We start from the raw sequence: 22,590 nt of genomic DNA on the forward strand, positions 1-22,590 counted from the left end.
CCCAAAGGAGGATGTACGGTTCGTCGAAAGAGCAGTCTCCTTTCAGGACCCCCTCTCCCCGATCCAACGGCGGGAGCGAGGATGAAGAGCCCCCGTGGCCGTTCACGGGAGTGTTCACGGTGAGGAGCAGCGGGTGAGAGGCCCCCCGCCGGAATCCTGCCATGCTGCCTCCTTCTCTCTCACGGGACCGCATCCTCCGGAAGTTCCTCCGGCTCCGGCAGCGGGGGAAGATCGGTCTTTACCGACCAGCCGGGGTGCAGCAGCGCCTCCGTATAGGCGCAGTCGGCGATCCAGTAAAGGTCGCGCTCATCCTTCATCCGGTCGAGCAGAAACGACCACGGGCCGGGCGCGACCCGGTCCAGCAACGCCCGGTATACCCCGCCGGGATCGCCGCGGACCTCGTAGTCGATCCTGTCGGGAGCGTGGGGATCGTCGCCCTCGCCCCGGACGACGATCGCGGCTCCCTCTCGTGCGAGAGTTATCGTCCAGTGTGCCATAGATGATCGTGGTGCCGGCGGCAGACCACCGTCACTCCTCGCTCTCTGTCCGGGCCACCGTCCGGTATCCCTGGAGGGGATGGGTGGGGACGTTCTTGTACTTCGCTTCGATCCTGCCATCCTCCAGCATGGGATTGATGTAGTGGTTCCGAAGCGAGTCCTTGCTCCGGTTCAACAGGTCGGCCAGGTCATCAAGGGTCAGGTATCTCCCCTCGCAGAGGCGGAGAATTGTTGCCTCAACCACCTTCCTCGACGCTTTCCGCACAGATCCAACCGGTCTTGCAATCTCGCGCAATGTAACCAAATGTTCGGAGCTTGCGATCAAATGTTCGAAGCTTTCTGGCAAATGTTCGGAGCTCCCCGGCAAATGTTCGGAGCTCGGCTTCGAACAGATCCCAGGAGCTCCGAACATTTCACCTTCCATCGGGTGACGGCCGGGACGGTAGTAGAACGTGCTCCGGCCCGACCCCTCGCTCATCAGAAGCCCTTTCTCGACCAGGCCGTGAAGAGCCACGGTGATGCCGTGCGGATGCTCTTTTGTCACCTCTTTGGGCCTGCCGTGGTTAACGCATCCTCCGGAAGAAGGTGACGACCAGCATCTGCGTGAAAATCCCACGCTCGCCGAAGGTGCTCACAACGCGTCTCCTCCGGGATCTTTCGCGAGCGCAGCCCGGCCTTGCCCGGTGAGGCGGTACTTCTGGTGCCGGCTTTGCGGTTTTTCAGGGATGGTGTACTCGATCATCCGATCTGCCAGGAGTTTGCGGACGACCTTGTTGAGCGGACCTGAGATCTCTTTCTGTCCGAGCCCCCGCGAGAGTTCCGCTTTGGACTTCGGCTCGTCCTCGAGAAGCCGGAGGACTCTCGTCTCCAGCGACTCTGGCTGTGACTCTGGCTGTGACTCTGGCTGTGACTCTGGCTGCGGAGCCAGACTGGGGGCCAGAGTCCGGCGGATGATCGTCTGGAACCCATCACTGACGGCAAACTCCGGCTCCGGCAGCCCGGCCTCGGTGCAGCGCCTGATCATGTCCCGCGTCCCCGTACCCATCCGCTCGATGTAGCCGGTGAGATACATAGGTTCGGCAAGGAGCGGGTTGCCCGGCACCGAGCCGTGGGCCTGCCGGAGTTTCTCGAGCGTCAGGGACGGCGGGAGCGTGCCCGGGTTCCAGACCTCCAGGCGGTCGGCGAAGAGCATCACCTGGACGCTGCCGTTGCTCGTGTAGTCGCGGTGGGCGACCGCGTTCACGATCGCCTCTGCCACCACCTCTTTGGGAATCTCGTAGCGCACCGGCGCCTGCGGGCCGGCCTCGCGGGTGCCGACCGAGAGGGCGATCTTGCTCAGGACGAAGTCCACCGCCGCGTCCACGAGGTCGAAGACCGTGCCCTTGTAGACCCGGTAGGACGGGATCGGTTTGGCGACCCCGGTGCCGTGGAAATTGGCGCACTTGATCTCGGAAGAGATCAGGAACCGTTGCGGCTGCTTCCCGAAGAGGAGGACCGCGGCGTTCGTCAGGTGCCCGTTATCAAGCAGGTTCAGGTGCTCCAGCAATTCAGTGGGAGAGGCATCGGGGGCGAGGGGGAACCGGCGGGTTGTCCTGGCCGTGCGGAGGAACCACGCCATCTGCTCCGGATCAAGGTCTTCGGATATACAGCGGGAATTTCTTCGTGCATATCCATAGAATCGAGACAAGTATATATAGAGGTTCGACCTTCCTCCGCCCACTCTGGGGGGAGAGTTTACGTCAACCTTGGATGCCGCCTCGAGCACAATGGGGGTTAAAACCACAATCTGGAGAATATTTACCGATATTTCTGCTCTTCTTTCTCATCCTCATTTTGCACTAAATTGGATCAACCATACCTTCTGGTATAAAAATTACCAGATAGACAGATTCATAGGACAAACCTGGTCAGGTATCTGGCAATGGATAAATAAACCCGTTGTGTGGCTGTTCGCAACTGCGGGGCTTGTTGTTGTTGCTGAACTTGCATATTGTTCCCTGGATCCGGGGAGCGCAACATTCGTTACATTGAATTATGCAACACTGGGCACATGCCTGAATAGAATATTCTCCCTAAACGAACTTGTGAAGATCCTTCTGGTATATTTGATTTTTGTGGCATTGTATGGGCTCGCGTCTCTTATGTATAATGACAGATTTTACGTGAAAAATTTTGTAGATCATGCTGGAACCGGTTCAACAGCCGGAATTCTCAATAATCTGCTCCTTGCGGAGTTCGACCGTATCGGAAGCCTTTATCAAGATGTCAGCGAACGACAGAAAGTAGTCTCTGAAAGGAGACAACCTGTGAGCTCTTTAGGGGATGTCTTCACGCGTCCTGACGGTATCAAGGCGGTCCCCCCACAAATAAGGCAAGAAGGATTTGTCGATTCTTCCGCCTTCATTGCCGCTCCTTCAGGATCTGCCTGTAGCATGTCCACCACGGTATCTCCGGATTATTTCCCGACAATCCGGTGTTCGGCGGTCACTTCCCCGACCTCTGCAAACATCGCGGCGATGGGGCAGAAGCGGGTTATCGTCTGATCGATGATTCCCGAGATCACCTCGTCGTCCACGGCGGCGCGGAGGGTGATCGTCAGGTGGACGCGATCGAAGAGCGCCGGCATGGTCTGTCGCCGTGTCGCATGGATCGCAATGGCCATCTCGTCGGGGACGATATCGTGATCCGAGAGAGCAAGAAGGATCTTGATGCCGACGCATCCACCGAGCGACGCGATGAGGTAGTCGATGGGGTTGGGCGTCTTCCCGCCTCCGCCCAGGTGACGGTGCGCATCGATTCGAATGCTCTCGCCGGACGGGAGGGCGGCGGAGAACCGCATTCCGCCGTCGTACGATATCGTCATATCGACCGGGTTGAACTCCATCCGGGACCTGTCCCAGGGGATCTCTGCGTTCATCATACAACCATTGCATTCCGGCCATATAATACGGAAAGCCGCACAGCTGCCATCGCAGCCAGAACGGGCTTTCCGGACGTGGATCGCGCCCGGGCATCTTCTCGGCCGATACGCGATCCGCCAGGCGATGTTCCATAGGAGTAGAACTTAAGCACCGGAGGTGCAACCCCAGGGTAAAAGCCGTTTCCCCATTCAGATCTCAGTAATGTCGGTCAGGGTATTTCCGATGCAGGGGTCATCCCAAAAGGGCCTGCAAACCATTGCTGCATGTTGATCGGAACATCTACCCACGAGATTTATACCTCCCGGACCATACTCAGTGCCGCCAGGGGGACAGTATCCACCACCCTCACGCCAGCTCGTGCTTCCGGAGGAACTCCCGGACCTGCCTCGACTCGATCCAGCCCCGGTCGAGTTCCCGGACGTAGTTGTTGATCCGCTCGACCTGCTCCCGGATCCGCTCCACGGCCACCCCTTCCTCGAGCACCTCGGTCATGCCGAGGATCACCTGGAGCGGCTGGCGGATGTGGTCGCCAAGGATTGCGAACTGCTCGATGTTCCGCTCGATCTGCTCGAACGCCTGCTGCCGGAGGTGCTCGTTCTGTTTCCGCTCCGTGATGTCCCGGCCGACCACGTGGACCCCGACCACCGATCGATCGCGGACGATCGGGGACTCGTTCAACTCTAAAAATGCTGCCGACCCGTCTTTTCGGCGAAACTCGATCCCGAGCCCCTCGACCGGCTCGCCTGCGGCTATCTTCGTTCGCCCCTTCTCCCACTCGGGGAGCGACGACGGAACAACGTAATCGCGGCACTTGCAGCCGATGAGTTCGTCGGGGGTGTAGCCGAGGATCCGCATGACAGCCGGGGATATGTAGGAGATCCCCCCTTCGTGATAACAGGTGTAGATCAGGTCGAAACTCTGCTGCATAATCTCCTGAAACTGTGATTCGCTCTTCTGAAGGTCCTCTGCCGCCTGGACGCGCTCGATCGCCCTTCCCAGGCGTCCTGCAATGGTATCTATCAGCGACCGTTCGTCGGCGAGGAACGGGCCGTCGTCCATCTCCGGTTTCTCGTGGAGGTAACAGACCTCCACCGTGCCGACCGTCTCGGCGTAGGCGACGATCGGCGACGTCTGCCGCCAGGGGGTCTCGCGGAACCCCTCCGTCTCAAACTTGCGGCCGCGCAGCGTGATCCTGGCGACGAGATCCTCCGGGAACTGCCAGCCGGAAGGGAGCGCCCGGGCTACTTCGGAGAGGATCTCGTCGAGCGAGGTTCCCGGCTGCTCAACGATGCGGGAGACCGCATACAGGGTCGAGAGCTCTTTTACCCGCTCGTTTAAGTCGTGCGTCCGCTTCCGCAGGGCATCCTCCCCCTGCTTCCTCTCCGTGATATCCCGGGCGACGACCGCGACCCGGGTGACGGCACCCGAGGCATCCCTGACCGGGTAGAGGACAGTGCTGTACCACCTCCCCTGCCACATCTCTTCGAACCGCATGGACTTACCCGAGCCGGAGACCGCCTGCAGGCGTGACCGGTATATCCGGACCGCATCCTCGGGGAACACCTCGAGAACGTTCATGCCGATGAGGTCTTCCCGGCTCCGTGAAACCCGCCGGAGCAGCATATCGTTGGCGTCGATGAAGCGGCCGTCCATATCCACGAGAGCGATCATGTCCGGTGGGGCATTGAGGAGAGCGCGGGCGGTCGCCTCGCTCTCCCGGCGTGCATCCTCGGCGCGTCTTCGGTCGGTGATGTCATAGAGCTGCTCGACGACGAACGCCACCTCTCCATTGGGACCGAGGATCGGGCTTGAGCGGCACTCCAGGTACCGCCCGAGTTCGGGCACGAACTTCTCGACGACCTCTCGCTTTTTACTCGCGACCGCATGGGCCGTCGCACAGACCGCACAGGGCCCGGTCCGCCCGATGAGTTCGTAACACTTCCGTCCCGCGACCTCCTCCGGCGTCATCCCGAGCATCTCGTAGCCGGCACGGTTGTAGCGCAGGATCGTGTGGTCCGGGAGCTGGATACCAACGATATCGCCGAGACTCTCAAAGAGCCCCTCGAGCAGGACGTTCGTCTCCTCCATCTGCCGTCTGGCCTGCTCCTCCGCGGTGACGTCCTGCCAGACGACGACGGCGCCGGAGACACCGCCGTCCGTGATGACGGGCGAACCAGACACCCTGATGTGGCGATCCTCGCCCGTGCTCTCACGGAGCGTGTACCGAGAGGACTCGAGCACCTCACCCCTGAGCGCCCGATATACGGGAAGATTCCCGTGAGGGACAGGTCTGCCGTCGGGGGAGCGGATCGTGCCCTCCAATCCCGGGAGCGCCCGGGCGACCGGATCGTCCGGGTTCCCCGCGATCACCCTGCCGTCGGTGTCGTACACAAATCCCCACCTGCCGATAGCGGCAAGGAGCGCATCGCGCTCTATTTCGGCCCGTTTTGCCCGCACGGCAAGGTCCCGGTTCTCGGCGATCAGGGCCTCGATGCCGTCTGCGAGCCTCTCGCGCAACCGGCGGTCGAGAGCAACATCAGTCCCCTGCAGCATCTCAAGAAGAGAGGCCGGCGACACGTTATAAAGGTCCTCCACCTATCCTCTCCCTCCCGGGTGCCGCTCGAAGTTCACGCATCGCTCCCCTCCCACAGGGCAGGTATACCCCCGAAGCCGGAAGAGCGCCGACCTGAGGGCGCAGGCGTGACCTCAGGCAGGAGTACCCCGGCACGCCGATCGGTTCCAGGGAGTAGTCCGTCAGGTTCATCGGGCGGCCGGTGTACCACCGGCGGTTCTGCAGGCATGGGCGTGAGAGGCTGAAACATCATCGACTCCGGCGGGTAGATCGGTATGAATATAATTCTCATTCGATAAAAATGGCGGGGCCGGGACCTTCACCCCCGGAGGTGACGGCCGGGACAGCCCGGTTGGCCGGCCCGGAAGGGACCCCGGCTGCCCCGGTGAGGCTCCGTGCCGGAGAAGGCTGCCGAAGCAGGCCCGGGAACACCGTCGGTCCGGGCACAGCCGAAGAGAGCACCAGCAACTACATAAGGAAGGGAGATACGTCCATCGTGCGGCCGCTGATCCCGTCGGACCGCATCGGGTGCATAACTTGGACCCTCAGAGAGATCGTCTCCTCCCGGGCAAAAGGGTGCTGCCGACGGCAAACAGCCAGTTTGTGGCCATCGCCCCCGAACTCGGGCTCATATTCCTCTTCATCGCGCTGGTATCCTGCGCACCGTTCCTGGTCGGTCTCTGGTACGGCGAGACCGGGCTCCTCCTCCCGATGGCCTCGGCGCCGGCGGGGTTCGGCATCATCGGGATCTGGCTCGCCGGCATCCCGAAGGTGGAGGGAGAGGCCCGTCTCTCCGCCGCACTCTCTGCGGTCGCCCTGATCTGGTTCGCCGCCGCCCTGATCGGTGCCCTCCCCTACACGTTCGGTCTCGGGCTTCCCTACACCGACAGCGTCTTTGAGGCGATGTCGGGATGGACCGGCACGGGGTTCTCCCTTCTCCCGTCGGTCGATACCACGCCGAAGATGCTCCTCTTCTGGCGGTCCCTGACCCAGTGGATGGGCGGGCTCGGGATCGTCGCGTTCAGCATCGCCCTCGCGGGGAGATCAGGCCTGACCCGGTTCCGGCTCTACCGCGCGGAAGGACGGTCAGAGACGTTCATGCCGAGCGTCGTTGCCACAGGCTTTGAGATGTGGCGGATATACCTGGTGCTCACGGCCCTCGGTGTCGGGCTCGTCCTCCTCTCGGGCATACCCCTCTGGGACGCCGTGAACATCGTCATGACGGCGATATCGACCGGCGGGTTTGCGGTGCATACGGCCGGTATCCTCTACTACAATAGCCCGCTCCTCGAGATGCTCATCGTCCCGGTCATGATTGCCGGGGCTCTGCCGTTCAAACTCTATTTCCTCCTCTACTACAAAAGGAGATTCGGGTTTCTCACCGACCGGCAGGCGATCCTCCTCTTTGCGCTCATCCTTGCCGGGTGCGCCGTCGTCACGTTCGACCTCGCGACCATCTCCTCTCTCGCCCCCGCCGAGGCCCTCCGGCAGGGCATCTTCATGACGGTAAGCGGCATCACCTGCACCGGGTTCCAGAACGCCGACCCCCGGAGTTGGTACGCCACCACGGTGATGGCCCTCACCGTGCTGATGCTGATCGGCGGGTCGGCGGGAAGCACCGCCGGCGGCATCAAACTCGGCAGGGTCATCCTCGGCCTCGAACTGCTCAGATGGTGGTTCCTGAGGCTTCAGGCCGGCCGGCGGGCAATCACCCCGCTCCGACACGACGGGCGGGCGATCCTCGAGCACCTCCCGGAGTACGAGGTCTCAAAGAGCATGCTCGTCGCCGTGCTCTTCATCCTGGTGGTCGCGGTCGCCACCCTCCTCCTGCTCCACCTTGCGCCGCAGGGGGGGTTCGACTCCGCCGACGTCGTCTTCGAGGTCGTCTCCGCCGTCTCCAACGTCGGGATCAGCACCGGGTTCGTGAACCCCGGCATGAGCCCCGCGGCGAAGTGGCTTTTCATCATCGTTATGTGGGCAGGGAGGCTCGAGATCGTGCCCGTCATCGCCCTGGCGGCCGGGGCGTCGCGGAGGCTGGAACACGCCGTGTTCCGGTGAAGACATTCATCGGCAGGAGAGGGGAGACACATATCAGACCGGAGATCCGGCCGAAAAAAAGAAAACGTGAAGGTGAGAGGCCTGATGCTCCTGAAGGCCTAGTTCTTCTTAGCCTTGTCCTGCTTCTCCGCCTTCTTATCCTGCTTCTTGTCCTGGGACTTGTTCTCCTTTGCCATAAATGACACACCTCCTTCCCGAGGTGGGATATTACTGATGTTAGCGATTCAAGATATATATTTTACGCTCGAACAGCCAGTTTCCCCTCAAATTACGGCAAAATTCGGCGATTTTAACCACCGCGGACCGTGGGGGAGATCGGGGGTCGCGCCGGAGCGCCGTTGCAGCACGGGATCGCAAAAATTGAGTGAGAATGGGAGCAGGAATGGGGCCTTTTATGCCCCGCGCCTGACACTGGAGAGCATGTAGAGCGCAATCAGGGAGAGCCCTCCGACCACCTCGACGCCTACCACGATGGCCACGGCCGGGACGGCCCCGGCGGCCGAGAGGATCTCCGATATCGGGCCGAGCTCGACCGGCGTCCCCACGGGCGCCGATCCCGGCTCGGCGAGCCAGTCGTAGAAGAGCCCGGCACCGACCGCAAGCATGACGGCCGCCATGAGGACGAAGATGAGCAGCCCCAGGACCTCGGTCTTTCGCAACGGTCTTCCCGCAACACGCATTGATGCCAATTTGACACCCCCGTTCTCATGCATTCGTCTCACCCCATGCCGCCCGTCGGAAAGACGGGGCTGAGAGGCTCTTGCCGAAAGTAGTCTTCTGAAGGATGCACGCTGCGTGAGTCCGCTTATCGAGCAATGCGGCGCAGGGGACCCCCCAGCCGGTGATCACGAGTCCGGGCGGGGCTCTATAGTCAATCGTCATAACAGGGAGGCCTGCTGCTATACCTGCGGTCTGTACAGCCGGCAGACGGGGGGTCACGGAATCACCCGGTACATGCGGTATCTCTCCATTCATCAGAGTAGGATCGTGGGCAGGCCGATGCCGGAGTCGCGGGCACGATTCTACATGATTGAACATGACAATACTATGAGACAGAGGATGTATTTAATGGTATGCACCCAACCCCGATGCACCCGGAGGGTCGGACCCCCGGGGGATCAGGATACGCACCGGGGATTTGACCGCCGATACGGCGATGCGCCGCCGCCTGGAGATCGGGGCGGCTGCCATCAAGGTAAAACTGCTGTTTCCGGAAGTTTGTTGCTGAAACAGTTCAGAATACACCAAGACTTTTATCCGTTTCTCCCCAACGAATATGAGAATGCCTCGCCTTTACCTCGGGAAGATCCTGCTTCGCTGGTGCGACGCCTGCCACGCTCCCGTGCTCTCCGGGGTCTGCGCCTGCGGCGCCCCGACCCACCCGGTAGCCGTCACGCCGCCGGGAGACGCACGGCCCGCGTTCCCCGACGACATCGAGCGGATCAACAGCATATTCAGCGATCACTTCGGAGCGCCGCTGATACCGGAAGGCCATATCGCACTCCTGAACAAAGTTCCTGCCGAGGACCGCATGGACGAGATCGTCCTCGGCGGCGCGGTCGTGGGCGCGGTCCGCTACATCCCCGACGAGCAGCGCTGGGAGCCCCTCCCGCGCCCGGGCGCCGCGGCGTACCTGCGGCCGACGAAGCGCTACGTCGTCGCCGACGACGGGGCGGTCCCGTCCATCCGTGACGGGGGAGCAAGCCTCCTCGCACCGGGCCTCGTCTCGATCGACCCCGCCGTCCACGAGGGCGACGAGGTCTTCATCCTGACGGGGGCCGGCGAGTGCATCGGCGTCGGCAGGGCAAAGGTCGACGCCGCTACCGCCGCGACGATGGAGCGGGGGCTTGTCGTCCGGACACGGAAGAACACACCCTCGGTCCCGGTCCCCGGCAAGGCGACCTGGGAGGATGCGATCCGGGCAAACGAAACTCTCCTCGCAGACTACGAGGCCGCGAGCATCAAGTTCGTCCGGGACGTGGCGGAACGGAACCCCGAGCGGCCCACGGTCTCCTACTCCGGCGGAAAAGACAGCCTTGCGACCCTGCTCATCGTCTTAAAAGCGCTCGGCCCGGTGCCGCTCCTCTTTGCCGATACGGGGCTCGAGTTCCCGGAGACCTGCGAGAACGTGGATGCGGTGGCGGAACGCTACGGGCTTGAAGTCTTCCGGGTCTGCGATGAAGAGACCTTCTGGCATGAGTTCGAGAAGAACGGCCCGCCGGCGGTCGACAACCGCTGGTGTTGCAAGGTCTGCAAACTCCACCCCGTCGGCCGTCTGATCGGCGAAAACTGGGGAGAGTGCCTCTCGTTCATCGGGCAACGGAAGTACGAGTCGGTGAAGCGGATGCAGAGCCGGCGGGTCTGGCGGAACTCCCACGTCCCGCAGCAGCTCTCGGCGGCTCCCATCCAGCAGTGGACGGCGATGCATGTCTGGCTCTACATCTTCCGCGAGAAGGCCCCCTACAACCGCCTCTATGCGCGGGGGCTCGACCGTATCGGGTGTTTCATGTGCCCCTCGAGCGACCTTGCGACGTTCGAGATCATCAAGGAGTCCTGCCCCGATCTCTGGGAGATGTGGCTTGGGAGACTCACCGGGTGGCAGGAGAAGCAGGGCCTCTCCTGCGACTGGATCGAGCGCGGGTTGTGGCGCAAACAGGGAGATGCGGATGAAGAAGAGGATAGTTATAATTGATTACGGTCTGGGCAACCTGCGGAGCGTCCTCCGCGGGCTCGAGCGGGCAGGAGCCGTACCGGCGATCACCGCAGACCCGGAGCTGATTGCGGCGGCCGACGGCATCATCCTCCCCGGCGTGGGGGCGTTCCGCGAAGGAATGGAGATGCTCGGCAGCCTCAAGGACACGGTCCTTACCACCGCAAACGATACGCCGCTCCTCGGCATCTGTCTCGGGATGCAGATGCTGATGGACTCAAGCGAGGAGCACGGCATCCACCGGGGGCTCGGCCTCGTGCCGGGAGACGTGAAGCGTTTTATCCCGGCCGCCGGGGAGAAGGTCCCCCACATGGGGTGGAACACCATAACGATCGAGCAGGAGACCCCGCTCTTTGACGGGCTCCGCGAGGAGGAGTACGTCTACTTCGTCCACTCCTACTACGCGGCGGCCGCACCGGCCCACACCCTCGCGAGCACCGCCTACATCCACCCCTTCGCCTCCGCCGTCGGAAACGCTCTCACCTACGGCGTCCAGTTCCATCCCGAGAAGAGCGGTGCGGTCGGTCTCCGTATTCTTGAGAACTTCATCGAGCGGGTCTGTTGAGCGGGGCCTGCAGACAGGTTTTTCGGCCGCCGATGGGGGCGGTGCTATGTTGGTGTGCTTGTGTAGCGGCGGGGTTGATAGTTATCGCATTTACTGTTAGGAGCATTTCAGAATAGCTCAGGCGCCGCGAGGCGCGGCAAACAGAGCGACCAAAACGAGGAAAACATCACGGTACAGTGGACCGTGGAGATATCGCCTCTGGGGGAACGACTGTCGAAACGGCAGGAGTTCGAGCACCGTCAGGTGCGAGTTGCGCACCATCAAACCCATAAAAAAAGGAACGGGCGGTTCAGTTCCCGTTCGCGTGTTTCCGCAGTTCCTGGTCTCGGAGGATGTTCCGCTGGATCTTCCCGGAGATGGTCTTGGGGAGCTCCGAAACAAACTCGATCGCCCGCGGATACTTGTACGGAGCGGTGCTGTTCCGGACGTGCTTCTGGATATCCTTGACCAGCGACTCGGACGGCTGGTAGCCGGGCTTCAGCACGATGAACGCCTTGACGATCATCCCCCGGATCAGGTCCGGCGACCCGACGACCGCCGACTCCTGGACGGCCGGGTGCTCCATGAGGGCGCTCTCTACCTCGAACGGTCCGATGCGGTACCCCGAGGACTTGATGACGTCGTCGTTGCGCCCGATGAACCAGAAGTAGCCGTCCTCGTCCATACATGCCTTGTCGCCGGTGTAGTAGAATCCGTTCTGGAACGATTCCCGGTTTGCTTCGAGGTTATCCAGGTACTCCACGAAGAGCCCGACCGGCCGGGGATCGAGTTTGACCGCGATCTTCCCTTCCTCCCCGACGCCGACCGGGTTGCCGTCGTCGTCGTGGAGTTCGATATGCCAGCCCGGCACAGGTCTTCCCATGGAGCCGGGCTTATGCTTCATGCAGGGGAGCGTGGCGATGCAGCAGACGGTCTCCGTCTGGCCGTATCCCTCGTAGATTGGCTGCCCGGCGCCGTCCTGCCAGACGCGGGTCACCTCGGGGTTGAGCGGCTCACCGGCGCTGCAGCAGTGCCGGAGGTCCCGGAAGTCGAACTTGTCGAGGTCGGCAAGGATCAACATCCGGTAGACCGTCGGCGGTGCACAGAACGTGGTGACCTCGTACTTCTCTATCAGCGGGAGCAGTTCGGTCGCACCGAACTTCCCCCGGGTATCGTAGACGAAGATACACGCCCCCGCAATCCACTGCCCGAAGATCTTGCCCCAGGCGCACTTCGCCCACCCGGTGTCCGAGAAGGTCAGGTGAAGATCGTTCGGCTTGAGGTCCTGCCAGAGTGAGGCGGTGATGATGTGGCCGAGCGGGTAACTCTGGTTGTGCAGCACCATCTTGGCCTCCCCGGTGGTGCCCGAGGTGAAGTAGATCATCATCGGGTCGGTCGACTTCGTCTTCTTTGCGACCGGCATGCTGACCATATGGTGCGAGACACGTGCAGGGTACTCGAGTTCGTGCGGGTAACTCGCCCAGCCCTCCCGCTCTCCGTCCGCGAGGAAGAGGGTATCGAGCAGCGGGCAGGCATCGGCGACCTCGTCGACCTTCTCGGCGTTCTCCCTGTTCGTGATGATCATCCGGAACTTGCCGGCCTGCACCCGGTATTTGATGTCCTTGGGGGTCAGCATCGTCGGGCAGGGGCAGAAGACCGCCCCGAGCTTGACGAGCGCGACGACGAAGATCCACCATTCCGGGATCCTCGGGAGCATCAGCATGACCCGGTCGCCCTTCTTGATCCCGTACTTCAAGAGGATGTTCGCGGCACCGTTGGAGAGGTTCCGGAGGTCGCGGAAGGAGTATTTCTTCTCGTTGCCCTCCTGGTCCACCCAGATCATCGCCAGTTTGTTCCGGTCGGTCTCGGCCCACCGGTCGATCACGTCGTACCCGAAGTTGAAGTGCTCGGGGATGTTGATCGTGAAATTCACGCATGCGGCCTCGTAATCGGTTATATTGGGCCCGGAACTGTTTACCGGCGGCATGCCCGCCGGAGCCGCGTCCTGCACGGCGCTGCCGTCTGATGCACCGTCGAGGTGGTTCATGCAGAGTTCATTGAGCCATTCGGACCGGGATATTCCCCGGAATTCACACATCCCGTCGATCTTCTTCACCAGGTCATCCTGCATCGTGACCGAGTATCGCACCATACATACAATTTTGTGGTGCGGTATATCATTATTTTCTTTTGTTACGCACCGGTTTTTCAGGAAGTTGACCAATCTGCGGTGCGTTTGACCCGGATACGGGCTTAACATCGATCAGATCTGCCGCCCGGGGTGGAGGAGCGCACCGGTACCAAACATTCAAGTGAGAGAGGGTGCATCCGGACCGCATATGGCGGAGCAGACCATCCTCGTTACGGGCTCAACAGACGGTATTGGAAAAGCGACCGCACGCGCCCTCCTCTCGCAGGGTCACCGCGTCCTGCTCCACGGCAGGAACCTGGGGAAGGGCCGTGCCGTCCTCGCGGAACTGGAGGCTGCCACCGGTTCCGACCGGTTGAGCCTTTTTGTCGCCGACCTCTCGGTACAGGAGCGGGTCCGGGACCTCGCCCGGGAGGTCGGCAGGGCGGTCGACCGGCTCGACGTGCTCGTCAACAACGCCGGGGTCTTCATGCCGGAGCGGGAGGTTCTACCCGGCGGGATCGAGATGACGTTTGCCGTGAACTACCTCGCCCCCTTCCTGCTCACCCATGAACTCCTCCCGCTCCTCGAGCGAAGCGTGCCCGCGCGAATCGTCAACGTCGCGTCGATCGCCCACCGGAGCGCGCAGGCACCCGACCTGGCGAACGCGCCCGGCTTCGAGGATTACGACGGCTACAAAGCCTATGCCGTATCGAAACTCGGAATCGTCGCCTTCACCACCCGCCTCGCCCGGACCCTCGAGGGGACGGGGGTGACGGCAAACTCCCTCCACCCCGGGGTGATCGATACCAGGCTCCTCCGGGCCTATATGGGGGGGCGGAGCGGCGGCGCCCCCCGGAGAAGGGGGGGGAGGTGGAGGCGCGCCTCGCCGTCTCGCCGGACGCCGGCAGGATGAACGGCGGGTACTTCGAAGAGACACGGTGGGCACGCCCGTCGTCCCTCGCCCTCGATCCCGATGTCCAGGAGAGGTTCTGGGAGATGGGGCTCAACCTCACCGGATGAGACAGGGGTGATCCGGGGGGAAAGCATATGCCGGATGAAGGAGAGCGATAGCCCATGCCCGGTGACGGGCAGCGAGCACACAGGGGGAGATCGCATGAAGCGTGACATGAAAGGCGACGAGAAAGAAGAGACGAAAGAGTACTGGTGCGAGATATGCGGAGCGGCCTGCGACGAGATCACCGAAGAGACGTTCCCCGACCTGAGAAAGGCTCGGACGCTCTGCCCGGACTGCCGGAAGTCCTACGAGGAGTCCTGTAACCTGCAGTGACGGGCAGGGATGCACGACGTGTGAATCGGGACGCACCGCCGTCCGTCCACCCGGGATGGTTCAGGAAGGACCTTTTGTAGGGCCCGAGGAGAACAGGTGCGGAGCCTTCCCGGAAGAAGGCCCGGCCAAGCCGCGCGACCGTGCTATTCATGACGCTCACGACGTATTCCGGCGGGCGCACGACCACGCTCCCGGCCCTGGCCCAGGGCGACGGGATCCTCATCGTCGACGCCGATCAGAAGATAGTGCAGGCCAATGCACCGCTGCAGGCCCTTCTCTCTGCAGCGCGGGAGGAACTTATCGGAGCGGATGCTCTCGATACCATCCGGGGCCGCCTCTCTCCCCTCCTCGCGGAGGGCGAGTCAGGTGAGCGGGTCGTCGCCCTCCTCCGGGACGGGCCGTACCCGCCGCCGATAACCATCGGCATCCTGGTCCCCGGTTCCGGTATCCGGCGGGTATCCATCACATCGAGCGTGATCGAGGGCGCGAAACCCGTGCTCCGGCTCCTCGTCTTCCACGACACCGGCAAAGGAGGTGCCGAGCCGGTCCCGGGGCCTTACCGAGACCTCCCCCCGGTCTTCTTCGGCCAGGACCGCGACCTCCGCTACACGGGGGTCTTCATCCCCGGTGACGCCGGCCCCCTCTCGACCCTCACTCCCGGAACTACGGACGCGGACCTCTTCTGTCCGGAAGAGACCGCACGGCTAACCAGACTCAAACGCCGTGTTCTGGAGGCAGGGGAGGCGGTACGGGAAGAGATCCCCCTCACCATCAACAAAACCACCTACACCATCGACCTGATCCTGGTGTCGTTGAGCGACAGTGAAGGAGAGGTGACGGGGCTCATGGGAGCCATGCTCGATGTCACGGGTCAGCGTCGGCCCAGTGAAGCACTCTTAACGAGCGAGCGGCAGCTTGCCACCCTGATGAGCAACCTCCGGGGCATGGCCTACCGGTGCAGGGCAGACCGCAAGTGGGCAATGGAGTTCGTCAGCGAGGGAGCAAAGAGGATCACCGGCTACGCACCGGACGATCTCGTCGGCAACCGGCGGGTCGCTTACGCCGACCTCATCCACCCCGACGACCGGGAACGGGTCCGGGAAGAGGTCACCGCCGGGCTCGCCGAGGGGAAAGGTTTCCAGATGACCTACCGCCTCATCACCGCCTCCGGCCAGGAGCGATGGGTCTGGGAGCAGGGGCGGGGAGTTCCCGATTCGCAGGGCGGCGCCGGGGTGATCGAGGGCTACATCACCGATATCACCGATCGGGTCAGGGCCGAGGCCGCCCTTGCAGAGAGCGAGGAGCGGTTCCGCACGATATTCGAGGAGGCCGGGATCGGCATCATCCTGACCGATACGCAAGGGAGAGTCGTCAAAGTCAACCCGGCACTCCAGCAGATCCTCGGCTACAGCGCCGACGAGTTCCAGGAGATGACGGTCGCCGGGCTGACCCACCCCGACGACGTGGAGGAGAGCAGCAGATGCCTTGCGGAGCTGGTTACAGGAGAGCGCGATCTCTACCGGCTGCAGAAACGCTACGTCACCCGTTCCGGAGGGGTCGTCTGGGCCCGAGCGACCGTGACGGCTCTTCGCGACGCCGACGGAACCGTCCGGTATACGCTCGGTATGGTGGAGGATATCACCGCACGGAAGCAGGCCGAAGAGGACCTCGCCGAGAGTGAAGAGCGGTTCCGGAGTATCTTTACCACCAGCCACGCAGTCATGCTGATCATCGACCCGGAGACAGGGGCCATCGTCGATGCGAACCCTGCAGCGAGCGCTTACTACGGCTACCCCCGCGAGGTCTTCACCACGATGCGGATCAGCGACATCAACACGCTCAGTTACGAGGAGATACTCCAGGAGATCCAGAAAGCGGAACCAGATGGCGAGCGGCACTTCTCGTTCCGGCACCGGCTGGCGGACGGCCGGGTCCGCGACGTGAACGTCTTCAGCGGCCGGGTGGTCGTCCACGGGCGGGTGCTCCTGCACTCCATCGTCCACGACATCACCGAGCAGCGACGGGCGGAGGAGCAGTTCCGGGCGCTCCTCGACGCCATACCCGATGCAGCCCTGCTCATCGACCGTAGCGGAACGGTCCTCGCCTTGAACGAGGTGATGGCGGCACGGCTCGAAAAAAGTGTCGCGGAACTCCTCAGGACGAACATCTACGATCTCTTCCCACCCGAACTGGCGCCGGTACGGCGGGAGGCGGTTGAGCGGGCGGTCCGTACAGGTAGCCCCCTCCGGCACGTCGATGAGCGCTCGGGAATGGTCCTGGAAGGCATCCTCTTCCCGATCCCGGGCAGCAGTGAGGAGGCGGAGAGGGTGGCGATCATATCCCGCGACATCACCCGCCAGCAAGAACTCGAACGAGCCCGAAAAGAGGCATTCTCCCAGATCGAGCAGAACATCGAGCAGTTTGCCGTCCTCGCCGACCATATCCGCCAGCCGCTCCAGGTGATCCTCGGCATGGCCTGCCTGGGCGAGGACGAACGGGTGACCGGAACCATTCGGGACGAGGTCGAACGGATCAACGGGTATATCCGGCAGCTCGACAGGGGCTGGATCGAGTCGAGGAAGATCCGGGAGTTCCTCCGCCGGTATGAACTGGTGTAGGCACGCCGTCGGGCTGCCGGCTCACCGGCTCCCTCCAGTACGTTCCCGGATCCTCTCCACCGCATCCCCTGCAGCCCTCCGGACGTACCAGTCCTCATCGTTGAGGATGCCTCTAAGAGCCTCGACCGCCCCTGCGTCCCCGATCTCAGCCAGCACGTCCGCGGCACGTTTTCTGACGTCGCCGTCGGGGTCGCCGAGTGCGGAGACGACCCGAACCGCGGCCGGGGCCCCTATCGCGACGAGCGCCGCCGCGGCCTCCCGCCGGATGCTGTAGTAATCGTCGTGGAGGAGGTCCATGAGCGCCGGGACCGCACGCGGGTCGCGCACCTCGCCGAGGACCCTTGCCGCCCGCCGTCGGATGCTGTCATCGCGGTCGTTGAGGACCGCGACAAGCGGCCCGACCGCCGTCTCGCCCATCCGGGCCAGATCGCTCCACTGCTCCTTCGCGATCAGGTAGAGGGCCGTCTCCTCCCCCGGCCCCGGCGGCCGGCCCAGGCGGTCGAGAGCGTCCGCAACCCCGGCGCGAACGCGGAAATGCCCGTTCGTGAGCGCGCCGGGGAGCTGTCGGGCCGCCGGCTCCCCGATCAACACAAGAGCCGCCACCGCACCCTTCCGGGCCGTATCGTTCCCCTCCGCAAGGACCGAGAGGAGCGGTTCGACCCCCGCCTCGCCCATCATGCCGAGCGCCCGCACCACAACCCGTCCCACACGCCAGTCCCCGTGCAGGAGCGTATCGGTGAGCGGGGTGATGGCAGCCGGGTTGCCGACCTTGCCGAGCGTCGCGGCCGCTCCCATCTGGATCGCCGGGGAGCCGCCGTGGAGAGCCCGGACCAGCGGCTCGACGGCGGCATCCCCGATAGCGACAAGCGCCCGCGCCGTCCCGAGGCGGATATGCCAGTCACGGTCCTGGAGGGCATCGATGAGCGGCGCGACCGCCGGCTCCCCGATCATCTTGAGCGCCTCGACCGCCTTCCTCTGCCCGCCGTCCTGCTCGACGCGGAGCTCGTCGATCAGCCTTGCGACCGCAGGGGCGCCGATCATGCCGAGCGCCCGCGCCGCCCCCATCTGGATTGCGGTGTCCGGGTCGTTGAGCGTCCGGATCAGCGGCTCGACGGCCCCGGCCCCAACCTCCCCGACAGAGGCCCACTGCTCCTTTGCAATCAGGTAGCGGACGGTCTCGCCCTCGGTCTCCGGCGTCCACCCGGCTCTTCCGAGGATCTCCGCCGCACCCAGCCGTACGCGGTAACGCTCGTCCGAGAGCGCTTCCGTCAGATCGGCAACGACCGGGCTGCCGATTCGGGTGAGCGTGTCGGTCGCTTCCAGGCGGACAGCGTCGTCCGGGTGCCCCAGCGCCTCAATCAACGGGGCGACAGCCGGGTCCCCTAGATCGATGAGCACATCACCGACCCGCTGCCGGATCCGGGCGTCGCCGTTCCCGAGCGCCTCGATCAAGAGATCGATGGAAGACTCGCCTATCGTCGCCAGGACCTCCGCCGCAGCCTCACCCGTATCGGGAAGCACGAGGGCCGGGATGAGCGCATCCGCGGCAGGCCTCCCGATCCGCACCAGCACCCCGGCAGCCGCCGGGCGGAGCGTCTCCTCGCCCAGGGCATGGATCAGGGGTTCTACGGCCGCCCCCCCGATCCGAACCAGCGTATCGCCTGCGAACTCGGAGCGGCCCCCCTCCCCGAGCAGGCGGACCAGGGGGAGAACCGCAGGTTTCCCGAGCAGGACAAGCGACTCCGCCGCTCCCGCCCGGACACCGGCATCCGCGTCCCCGAGCCGCGCAACCAGAGGATCGACGGCGGCGACTCCGAGATCCACGACCTCCAGCCATCGCTGCAGCGCAATCAGGTAGACGACCTGCTCCTCTATCCCCGCGGGAACCCGGTCGAGTCTCCTGAGGACCAGGCCGGCCCCCATGCGCGTCCGGGCGTTCAGATCGCCGAGCGCTTCGACAAGCGGCCGGAGGGCGGCGTCGCCAATCCCGGTGAGCGCGGTCACCGCTCCGGTGTGGCCGTCGCCGTCCTCGCCGAGGAGAGGAATGAGGGGACCCGCCGCAGGGGCACCGATGCCGATCAGGGCGTCGACGGCTTTCCGGTGAAGACGGTCCCCGCCGCTCCTGACGAGTTCGACAAGGGCCGGGACAGCCTCATGCGCCCCGAGCCTGCCCAGAACCTCGACGGCGCTCTCCCGGACTGCGCCGGTTGCCCTCTCGAGCAGCGTAAGAACCGGGGTTACGGCCGGCCTCCCGATGGCGATGAGCGCATCTGCCGCCGCCGGAGCAACGGCATCGTCAGCGAGGGCATCCACGAGCGGACCTACGGCCGCAGGGAGGCCGATCTCGCCGAGCGTCGCCGCAGCCTCCCCGCGTAGGCGGTCGTCGTCGCCGTTGAGGATCCGGATCAGCGGCTCGACGGCCGGCTCGCCCATCAGGGCAAGTTCTATCCACTCCTCCCGGGCGATCAGGTACCACGCCCGCTCAGTGTCGTTCCAGGGTTCCCAGCCCATCTCGTCAAGGACCCCGGCGGCAAGACGCGACCTGCCGGAGGTCAGCGCCAGGATCAGGGGCGGGACCGCCGCCTCCCCGAGCGCACCGAGGACTCTCCCGAGCGTCTCCTGCACCCCTCCGTCCGTCTCGTCCAGGGCCCGGACGCATCCCTCCGCTGCCGGCTCCCCGATCTTTACCAGGGCCGCCGCCGCCGTCTCGCGGAGAGAGAGGTCGGAGAGCAGCCCGATGAGCGGATCAACTGCAGGGAGACCGATTTCGGCGAGCGCCATACCCACCAGCGGTCGGATCTCATCGTCCGCCTCGGGGAGGAGATCGACCAGGGGGCCGACCGCAGCCTCACCGACCTCCCCGAGGGTCCGGGCGGCGTTCCACCATGCCTCCCGGTCCGGGGATCTCAGGATGCGGATGAGGGGATCGACTGCAGCCATGCCATAGTCCGCAACATCGAGCCACGCCTCTTCGGCGATGTGGTACCGGATCGCCGCGGCGTCATCGGACGGCTCCCATCCGAGTTCCCGGAGGATAGAGGCGGCGGATCGCCGGATGCTCCCCTGAGGCGCGTCAAGCGCCTCGACGAGGTGGGGGGCCGCCGCATCGCCGATCTCCCGGAGCGCGTAACGAGCGCCGAACTGCACCTCGTCGTCATCCCCGGCGAGCGCTGCGATGAGGGGGGGCACGGCAGGCTCTCCGATGCGGACAAGCGTAGCGGCCGCCCCGGTCTGCACCACACCGTCCCCGAGTGCGGCGATCAGCGCCGGGATTGCATCTTCGCCTATCAGGGCGAGGGCTTCGGCGACGCACCACCGCCTTCTGTCATCTGCACGAGCGAGCGCTTCGATCAGGGGAGCCACGGCATCGGCTCCGCGCTCCGTGACGGCTCTCGCGGCGCGTCCGCGGACCCCGGCATCCGGACTGCCGAGGTCATCGACGAGCGACTCCACCGGGCGGTCCCGGTCCGGGAGAACGGGTGCAACCGCCGGCTCATCCTCCACCGAAAAGGCAGCGTAACCAGGAGCCCCCGGCGAGGAGTCATCGTCGTCGAGCCCGAGCATTCGCATGAGTTCCTCATCGGTGAGCGGAACAGGCAGGTCATCCGGGACGGGTCCGGGAAGGTCATCCGGATCGCCGGAGACACCGTCGTCCGGGCTGTGGTCGAGGGGGAGGTCAGGGAGCGGATCCGTCTCATCCGGGGAGGCGGGATCCTCGAACCAGTAGAAATCACCCGAGACCTCTTCGACCTCCTCGTCCGAACCGCCGGGGGAGAGGTCGTCTGCATCTTCACCCGGGGAGGCGGGCTTGTCGATCGGCTGGAGGAGGACCACGGGGACCGTTTCAAACCCTTCCTCGACGCCCGTCTCATCGTCGGTTCGAGCGTGCTCGCCCGGGAGCGGATCGAACGGGAACTCCGGGCGGAGGGTTCCCGGGTCAGGGCCGCCCTCCTCGTCGTTCTCTCCAGTGCGTCTCTTCATCCAGCGCCTGAAGAAGGACTGCTTCTCCGGCCCCAGTATACCAGGAAGACCCACAAGAGGGCAGAAGGTTTCAACTGTCTGAAATTCCTGGAGTCCCGGCGTCCCCACCCAGAACAGAAGGAGGGCAAGAACTGCAATGCCAGAGGCCGCGAACGCCAGAGTCTGCAAGGCCCGCCTGTGGCCCTCGCCGGAGACGCACGCCATTCGTCCCGTCATATGACCGATTCCCGCTACGGCATCAACGGAGGAGGCATTCCGGAATGCTCGCGGGGTCTCGATGCACATGAGGAGAACTCTACGTCTGAAAATTAAATAGGTTTGTTTTCTGTGCCCCGCAATGAGATACTGCCTGAATATAATTGACTCCAGGGACACAGGCCGGGGAGGCACGAGTCCGGTCGGTCCGGGCCGGCAGCCATCCCGTATGAGCGGATCAGAAACCTTCGTTCATGATCCGTTCGAGTTCCGAACGCTTGATCCGCCAGGACCCCCCGCACTTGACCGCCGGGATCCGCTCTTCCCGGATGAACTCCCGGATCCGGCCGGGGGTGAAACTCAGAGTCGAGGCGACATCATCGACGGTGAGCATCCGCTCGCCCGGGCTGTTATGACCGTACCCGATCGTCTCCCAGTCCTCGTCCGGCATCATGATGGTGATGACCGGCTCGCCGTCATCTCCCGGGGAGACCGTGGCCTTGAAGGTGAGGGTAGGGACGAACCCGTTCTGGTAGAGGCTGACCTGGAACTCGAACTCCTCCTCGGTCGTCGTGCAGGCTTTATCCCTGAATGCGTGAAGGGTGTCCCAGAGATTCTCCGTGACGGTCTCCTGCGGAATATTCGGGAACGGCACCATGCTCTCTGCAGCCCGTGCCGAGACCGCGAGAGGGAGTGTGATTCCGATATCCCTTCCCATCCGGGTGATCTCGATCAGGTCCCCGTCGTCGATAGCATCCTGCCGGGTCGTTCTCTGTCGATCCGGGTCCGCCAGCCCCCAGGTCTCGTCCGGTGTCTTTAATCGTACTCTTCGCATCTCCATGAACCATATCTCTCCGGGATATTTTCGCGCCTTTCTATACCACTATAGGATATCGACCATAAAAGATTTACCAAATATTTCACGAGATTTTGCGATTTGTTTCACGCTAAAGGCTTATTTTGAGAGCCCCGGGAGCGAATTCCCACCGCGATCCGGCAGGATACCGAACATGGGTTCAAAAAAGACCATTAACAGACAGAATATCCAGAAAAAACGGATGATATGCCCCAATTT

17 protein-coding genes are annotated in these 22,590 nt (G+C 63.7%); 8 read left to right on the top strand and 9 right to left on the bottom strand.

Features of this window, described 5'->3' with window-relative positions; all coding sequences use genetic code 11:
* Positions 1-179: 179 nt before the first annotated feature.
* From BRA49_RS06285 to BRA49_RS06295, 3 genes are all read right to left on the bottom strand, one after another.
* Positions 180-497, bottom strand: a complete 318-nt coding sequence (locus BRA49_RS06285; RefSeq protein ID WP_062262846.1) for a hypothetical protein — start codon at positions 495-497, stop codon at positions 180-182.
* Positions 498-528: 31 nt separating this feature from the next.
* Positions 529-741 carry a hypothetical protein gene (locus tag BRA49_RS06290; protein ID WP_292384460.1) on the bottom strand — a complete coding sequence of 71 codons (213 nt, stop codon included), beginning with the start codon at positions 739-741 and terminating at the stop codon, positions 529-531.
* Between the two features lie 387 nt (positions 742-1,128).
* Positions 1,129-2,115, bottom strand: coding sequence for an ATP-binding protein (locus tag BRA49_RS06295; protein ID WP_292384463.1), 987 nt, complete (start codon positions 2,113-2,115; stop codon positions 1,129-1,131).
* Between the two features lie 127 nt (positions 2,116-2,242).
* On the opposite strand from BRA49_RS06295, the gene BRA49_RS06300 reads away from it, so the two are divergent.
* Positions 2,243-3,040: a hypothetical protein gene (locus BRA49_RS06300; protein ID WP_292384465.1), complete on the top strand. Its 798-nt coding sequence runs from the start codon at positions 2,243-2,245 to the stop codon at positions 3,038-3,040.
* On the opposite strand, the gene BRA49_RS06305 is transcribed toward BRA49_RS06300, so the two are convergent.
* Positions 2,953-3,414 carry an OsmC family protein gene (locus tag BRA49_RS06305; RefSeq protein WP_292384467.1) on the bottom strand — a complete coding sequence of 154 codons (462 nt, stop codon included), beginning with the start codon at positions 3,412-3,414 and terminating at the stop codon, positions 2,953-2,955. The two genes, BRA49_RS06300 and BRA49_RS06305, sit on opposite strands and share 88 nt — an antisense overlap.
* 349 nt (positions 3,415-3,763) lie before the next feature.
* Positions 3,764-6,013: a PAS domain S-box protein gene (locus tag BRA49_RS06310; RefSeq protein ID WP_292384469.1), complete on the bottom strand. Its 2,250-nt coding sequence runs from the start codon at positions 6,011-6,013 to the stop codon at positions 3,764-3,766.
* Between the two features lie 514 nt (positions 6,014-6,527).
* Here BRA49_RS06310 and BRA49_RS06315 point away from each other — a divergent pair.
* Positions 6,528-8,048 carry a TrkH family potassium uptake protein gene (locus BRA49_RS06315; protein ID WP_292384471.1) on the top strand — a complete coding sequence of 507 codons (1,521 nt, stop codon included), beginning with the start codon at positions 6,528-6,530 and terminating at the stop codon, positions 8,046-8,048.
* 392 nt (positions 8,049-8,440) lie between these two features.
* Here BRA49_RS06315 and BRA49_RS06320 read toward each other — a convergent pair whose 3' ends face one another.
* Complete coding sequence (locus BRA49_RS06320; RefSeq protein ID WP_292384472.1) at positions 8,441-8,761, bottom strand: hypothetical protein; 321 nt, start codon at positions 8,759-8,761, stop codon at positions 8,441-8,443.
* A gap of 569 nt (positions 8,762-9,330) precedes the next feature.
* On the opposite strand from BRA49_RS06320, the gene BRA49_RS06325 reads away from it, so the two are divergent.
* Both BRA49_RS06325 and hisH read left to right on the top strand, forming a co-directional pair.
* Positions 9,331-10,740, top strand: a complete 1,410-nt coding sequence (locus BRA49_RS06325; RefSeq protein ID WP_292384473.1) for a phosphoadenosine phosphosulfate reductase family protein — start codon at positions 9,331-9,333, stop codon at positions 10,738-10,740.
* Positions 10,715-11,323 carry an imidazole glycerol phosphate synthase subunit HisH gene (gene hisH / locus BRA49_RS06330; RefSeq protein ID WP_292384475.1) on the top strand — a complete coding sequence of 203 codons (609 nt, stop codon included), beginning with the start codon at positions 10,715-10,717 and terminating at the stop codon, positions 11,321-11,323. Before BRA49_RS06325 ends, hisH begins: the two co-directional genes overlap by 26 nt.
* 289 nt (positions 11,324-11,612) lie before the next feature.
* Here the strand turns inward: hisH and BRA49_RS06335 are convergent, their stop codons facing one another.
* Positions 11,613-13,454 (bottom strand): AMP-binding protein, encoded by a 1,842-nt coding sequence (locus BRA49_RS06335; RefSeq protein WP_292384477.1) that lies wholly within the window; start codon positions 13,452-13,454, stop codon positions 11,613-11,615.
* A 187-nt stretch (positions 13,455-13,641) separates the two neighbouring features.
* On the opposite strand from BRA49_RS06335, the gene BRA49_RS06340 reads away from it, so the two are divergent.
* The 4 genes from BRA49_RS06340 to BRA49_RS06355 all read left to right on the top strand — a co-directional run bounded on the left by BRA49_RS06340 (position 13,642) and on the right by BRA49_RS06355 (position 17,339).
* Positions 13,642-14,346 (top strand): SDR family NAD(P)-dependent oxidoreductase, encoded by a 705-nt coding sequence (locus BRA49_RS06340; RefSeq protein ID WP_292384479.1) that lies wholly within the window; start codon positions 13,642-13,644, stop codon positions 14,344-14,346.
* A complete protein-coding gene (locus BRA49_RS06345) occupies positions 14,304-14,453 on the top strand; it encodes a hypothetical protein (RefSeq protein WP_292384481.1) in 150 nt (49 codons plus the stop codon). Before BRA49_RS06340 ends, BRA49_RS06345 begins: the two co-directional genes overlap by 43 nt.
* A 94-nt stretch (positions 14,454-14,547) precedes the next feature.
* The gene (locus BRA49_RS06350) at positions 14,548-14,721 is read left to right on the top strand and encodes a hypothetical protein (RefSeq protein ID WP_292384483.1); all 174 of its coding nucleotides are present in this window, start codon (positions 14,548-14,550) and stop codon (positions 14,719-14,721) included.
* A gap of 149 nt (positions 14,722-14,870) precedes the next feature.
* Positions 14,871-17,339: a PAS domain S-box protein gene (locus BRA49_RS06355; protein ID WP_292384485.1), complete on the top strand. Its 2,469-nt coding sequence runs from the start codon at positions 14,871-14,873 to the stop codon at positions 17,337-17,339.
* Between the two features lie 21 nt (positions 17,340-17,360).
* Here the strand turns inward: BRA49_RS06355 and BRA49_RS06360 are convergent, their stop codons facing one another.
* Together BRA49_RS06360 and BRA49_RS06365 are read right to left on the bottom strand one after the other, a co-directional pair.
* Positions 17,361-21,320, bottom strand: coding sequence for a HEAT repeat domain-containing protein (locus tag BRA49_RS06360; RefSeq protein ID WP_292384487.1), 3,960 nt, complete (start codon positions 21,318-21,320; stop codon positions 17,361-17,363).
* 433 nt (positions 21,321-21,753) lie between these two features.
* On the bottom strand, positions 21,754-22,356 hold the full coding sequence (locus tag BRA49_RS06365; RefSeq protein ID WP_292384489.1) for a helix-turn-helix domain-containing protein: 603 nt from the start codon (positions 22,354-22,356) through the stop codon (positions 21,754-21,756).
* Positions 22,357-22,590: the final 234 nt, after the last annotated feature.

It is taken from the genome of Methanoculleus sp. UBA430, assembly GCF_002506585.1.
Taxonomy (GTDB): domain Archaea; phylum Halobacteriota; class Methanomicrobia; order Methanomicrobiales; family Methanoculleaceae; genus Methanoculleus.

Bases quoted from the DNA above. Each gene is read 5' to 3' on its own strand.
- hisH (WP_292384475.1), top strand. From the start codon at position 10,715: ATGAAGAAGAGGATAGTTATAATTGATTACGGTCTGGGCAACCTGCGG.
- BRA49_RS06320 (WP_292384472.1), bottom strand. From the start codon at position 8,761: ATGCATGAGAACGGGGGTGTCAAATTGGCATCAATGCGTGTTGCGGGA.
- BRA49_RS06305 (WP_292384467.1), bottom strand. From the start codon at position 3,414: ATGAACGCAGAGATCCCCTGGGACAGGTCCCGGATGGAGTTCAACCCG.
- BRA49_RS06295 (WP_292384463.1), bottom strand. From the start codon at position 2,115: ATGGCGTGGTTCCTCCGCACGGCCAGGACAACCCGCCGGTTCCCCCTC.
- BRA49_RS06350 (WP_292384483.1), top strand. From the start codon at position 14,548: ATGAAGCGTGACATGAAAGGCGACGAGAAAGAAGAGACGAAAGAGTAC.
- BRA49_RS06325 (WP_292384473.1), top strand. From the start codon at position 9,331: ATGCCTCGCCTTTACCTCGGGAAGATCCTGCTTCGCTGGTGCGACGCC.
- BRA49_RS06340 (WP_292384479.1), top strand. From the start codon at position 13,642: ATGGCGGAGCAGACCATCCTCGTTACGGGCTCAACAGACGGTATTGGA.
- BRA49_RS06365 (WP_292384489.1), bottom strand. From the start codon at position 22,356: ATGGAGATGCGAAGAGTACGATTAAAGACACCGGACGAGACCTGGGGG.
- BRA49_RS06355 (WP_292384485.1), top strand. From the start codon at position 14,871: ATGACGCTCACGACGTATTCCGGCGGGCGCACGACCACGCTCCCGGCC.
- BRA49_RS06285 (WP_062262846.1), bottom strand. From the start codon at position 497: ATGGCACACTGGACGATAACTCTCGCACGAGAGGGAGCCGCGATCGTC.
- BRA49_RS06335 (WP_292384477.1), bottom strand. From the start codon at position 13,454: ATGGTGCGATACTCGGTCACGATGCAGGATGACCTGGTGAAGAAGATC.
- BRA49_RS06360 (WP_292384487.1), bottom strand. From the start codon at position 21,320: ATGAAGAGACGCACTGGAGAGAACGACGAGGAGGGCGGCCCTGACCCG.